General features: G+C 65.3%; 3 protein-coding genes. 2 read left to right on the top strand and 1 reads right to left on the bottom strand.

Annotation, left to right across the window (positions count from 1 at the left end):
- Nucleotides 1-294: 294 nt before the first annotated feature.
- The gene (locus UNPF46_RS37115) at nucleotides 295-549 is read right to left on the bottom strand and encodes a hypothetical protein (protein WP_142253324.1); all 255 of its coding nucleotides are present in this window, start codon (nucleotides 547-549) and stop codon (nucleotides 295-297) included.
- 221 nt (nucleotides 550-770) lie between these two features.
- On the opposite strand from UNPF46_RS37115, the gene UNPF46_RS37110 reads away from it, so the two are divergent.
- Nucleotides 771-2,018, top strand: a complete 1,248-nt coding sequence (locus UNPF46_RS37110; RefSeq protein ID WP_174718672.1) for an SMP-30/gluconolactonase/LRE family protein — start codon at nucleotides 771-773, stop codon at nucleotides 2,016-2,018.
- 167 nt (nucleotides 2,019-2,185) lie between these two features.
- Nucleotides 2,186-3,496, top strand: coding sequence for an ABC transporter substrate-binding protein (locus UNPF46_RS37105; RefSeq protein WP_142253323.1), 1,311 nt, complete (start codon nucleotides 2,186-2,188; stop codon nucleotides 3,494-3,496).
- The last annotated feature ends 223 nt before the right edge of the window (nucleotides 3,497-3,719 follow it).

Here is a 3,719-nt window from a genome sequence, read left to right as displayed (position 1 = left end):
CCCTGCCCGCACCTCTCGTGCCGACGCTGCCGCGTCCACCGCAACCCCGGCTCGCGAACAAGACGACCACAAGTCGCCCCTCTTGGATGAGCCGGGATGGACGACACATACGCCGAAACCGAATTTCGGTAAAGTGGAATATTTTTGTTGACGTGGATTGACAGTGGGCGACACAGGCGCAGTCCGTAGCCCGGATGGAGCGCAGCGTAATCCGGGACGGTGCAAGATGCCGGGCGCGCGGTCCCGGATTACGCTTGCGCTCCATCCGGGCTACGAGAACCTCGAAGCTTCGCCCTAACCCGCGCGGCGAGCGCGGGCCCGGCTTTCCCAGCGGGTCAGCATCTGGCCGAGTTCGCCGGTGACGACGGGCGTCGCGCTCGCGATCTCGTTGGTGTTCGCAGGCGCGTTGGCGGAGAGCCAATCCCGCTCGCTATATTCGCGCCAGCGTCGGGCTTCCGCGCGTCGTTTGCTGGAGATGTGATCCCGGGTGAAATAGCCGGCCGCAAACGCGATCCCAAGCAACACGATCAATACGATGACGCCAGCCACATTCAACTCCGTGCATCTGCCCGACCGGTTCTTGCGTGGCAATCCGCGCGAAATCATGGCTTCGACACGGCTTTTTCTCCGGCGCATTCGAATATGACGACATTGCGGCTCACAACCGCACGGAAGAATTCTATTCCTCTCGCAACCGGCGGCGGACCGGATTAACCTCCGCTTCCGCTCGGCCGGATCAACCGGTCAGCGAACATCATTGGGAGGACGCGATGACACGCCAAGAGAGGGGTGAGCCAGCGGCTCGTGACCACGCGCAGCGTGAACAGGATGCTGCGCTTTCACGACGAACGCTCGTCCGGGGGCTCGCGCTCGGCGCCGCCGCCACCGTCGCCGGCCCCGCGCTGGCCCAGACCGGCCCCGCCGCACCGCCGACCACCATCACCACCCCGCCGCGCGATTTCGGCCCGCACGGCGCGCCCACCACCTATTTCTGGGACCCCGACATCCTCGCGGTCGATCCCTCCTTCAACGATCTCGCGCAGCCCAACACCGCGATCAAGCGCCTTTACACCGGCGTGCTCTGGGCCGAGGGCCCGGCATGGAGCGCGCAGGGACGATATCTGCTGTGGAGCGACATTCCCAACAACCGGCAGATGCGCTGGAGCGAGGACGACGGCCGCGTCAGCGTGTTTCGCACGCCGTCCAACAATTCCAACGGCAACTCCTTCGACTTCCAGGGCCGGCAGCTCTCCTGCGAGCACCTGACCCGCCGCGTGACGCGCTACGAGCATGACGGGACCGCCACCGTGCTCTGCGACAATTACAACGGCAAGAAGCTGAACTCGCCGAACGACGTCGTCGCGCATCCCGACGGCAGCTACTGGTTCACCGATCCGCCCTATGGCGGCCAGCTCTACGAAGGCGAGCCGGATGCTGCCGGTGGCCCGAGCAATGCGGGCGGCAAGCTCAATCCGCGGATCGGACAGCCCGCCGGTTTCACGCCGGGCAAGCGCGAGCTGCCAACCAATTGCTATCGCATCGACCCTTCCGGCCGCATCGACCTCGTCGTCACAGAGGAGCAGGTGCCTGACCCGAACGGCCTCTGCTTCTCGCCCGACTACAAGAAGCTGTACGTCGCCTCCACCGGCAAGGGCCCGGGCGATACCGGCCCCGGCGGCAAGGGCGAGATCTTCGTGTTCGACGTCGGCGGCGACAACAAGCTGTCGAACCTCAAGAAGTTCAGCGATTGCGTGGTCGACGGCGTGAAGTGCGGGCCCGATGGCCTGCGTTGCGACGTCAACGGCAACGTCTGGGCGTCCAGCAATGCCGGTCGCGCCGTCGGCTACAATGGCGTGACGGTGTGGTCGCCGGAAGGCAAGCTGCTCGGACGCATCCGCCTGCCGGAGGTGTGCGGCAACATCACCTTCGGTGGCCCCAAGCGCAACCGCCTGTTCATGGCCGCGAGCCAATCGCTCTATGCGGTGTTCACGGCAACGCAAGGTGCAGGGCCGGGCTGAGCCGAAGCAACTACAGACAGGGCGCCGGCGTGAACCGCCGGCGCCGACCGGGACGTGGATCGAACGCGCGCACTGATGCGCGCCGGAGTTGACTTTCCGCGATCCCCCTCCGCATACTTCGCAAAAAAGTAACAACCAATCATAAGACGGTTTTGAGGGAGGATAGGATGCCGACTTCACGCAGGCAGCTGCTGAAGGGTACGGCGGCTGCCGCCGCCACACTCAGCCTCGATTGGACCAGGGCCCAGGCGCAGGCCGAGAATTTGCGCATCGGCCTGATCTACGACCTCACCGGCCCCTTCGCCGCCGGCGGCTCGGTCGCCTCCTCGATCGGCGCGCAGATCGCGATCGATCTCGTGAACGAGAAGGGCGGCATTGGCGGCAAGACCAAGATTGCTCCCGTCGCCGCGGATTCCCAGAGCAAGCCCGACGTCGCGATCAACGAGGCCGAACGCCTGATCAGCCAGGAGAAGATCGACATCCTCAACGGCGTCTATGCGAGCTCGCATGCGGTGCCGCTCGCGGCCAAGGTCGAGCAGCAGAAGAAGATCCTCTGGATCACGACCGCGGTCTCGACCGCCGTGTTCAAGGACAAGAACCTGCAATACGTGTTTCGCGCGCAGATCCATTCGGATCAATACGGGCAGGCCTTCGCCGCCTTCCTCACCGAGCATGCGAAAGCGAAACTCGGAATGGATCCCAAGGAGGTCAAGGTCGCGCTGATCCACGAGGACGGCCCCTACGGGGTCGGCGTCGCCGCCGCCGACGAGGCTTACGCCAAGGAGGCCGGCATCCAGGTGGTGCTGCGCGAGGGTTATTCGGCCTCCGCGCCCGACCTGTCGGTGCTGGTCACGAAGATCAAGCGCGCCAAGGCCGACGTGATCTCGCATGCCGGCTACAACCCCGACATCACCCTGTTCCTGCGCCAGGCCCGCGAGAGCGGGTTGCGCTTCAAGATGCTGTTCGGCGCCGGCGCGGGCTACAGCCAGCTCGACAAGCTGCGCGCCACGTTCGGCGCCGACATCGACAATTTCTGCAACATCGATCCGGTGCCGGCGCAGCTGCTCGATCCGGCAAAACTCGCGCCGGGCATGGGCGATCTGATCAAGACCATGGTCTCGCGCTATCAGGCCAAGACCGGCGCCACCGACGTGCCGCCGCACTGCTCGATGGGATTCAATCAGACCTGGGTGCTGCTCAACAACGTGCTGCCGGTCGCCAAGGAGAAGTACGGCAGCTTCGAGCCGGAGGCGATCCGCAAGGCCGCGCTCGACGTCGACATCCCCGCCGGCGGCACCATCCAGGGCTACGGGGTGAAATTCTTCCCGCCGGGCACGCCGCTGTCCGGCCAGAACGAGCGCTCGACCCCTGTGGTGATGCAGAACGCCGGCGAGCACATCTCGGTGGTGTGGCCGACGAATATCAGGACGCAGGACCCGGTGTTTCCATTGCCGAAGGACTCGACCTACGGGACGTAGGGGCGGCTTGCTTCCACCCTCCCCTGGAGGGGGAGGGTCGCTTCATGTCGAGCGAAGCGAGAGATGAAGCGGGGTGGGGTGATCCCTCCTCACGGGCCCTACCCGATTGGAGGGATCACCCCACCCCGCTCGCGCTGCGCGCGATCGACCCTCCCCCTCCAGGCAGGGCTATCGCATGTGACCGATAAGGCTGAGAAGGAATTCGTCTTCCCAGCCTGCTCGT

This window comes from Bradyrhizobium sp. UNPF46, assembly GCF_006658625.1.
GTDB classification, from domain to species: Bacteria; Pseudomonadota; Alphaproteobacteria; order Rhizobiales; family Xanthobacteraceae; genus Bradyrhizobium; species Bradyrhizobium nitroreducens.
The sequence above is the reverse complement of the archived record's forward strand: the minus strand, read 5'-3'. Positions and strand labels throughout refer to the sequence as shown.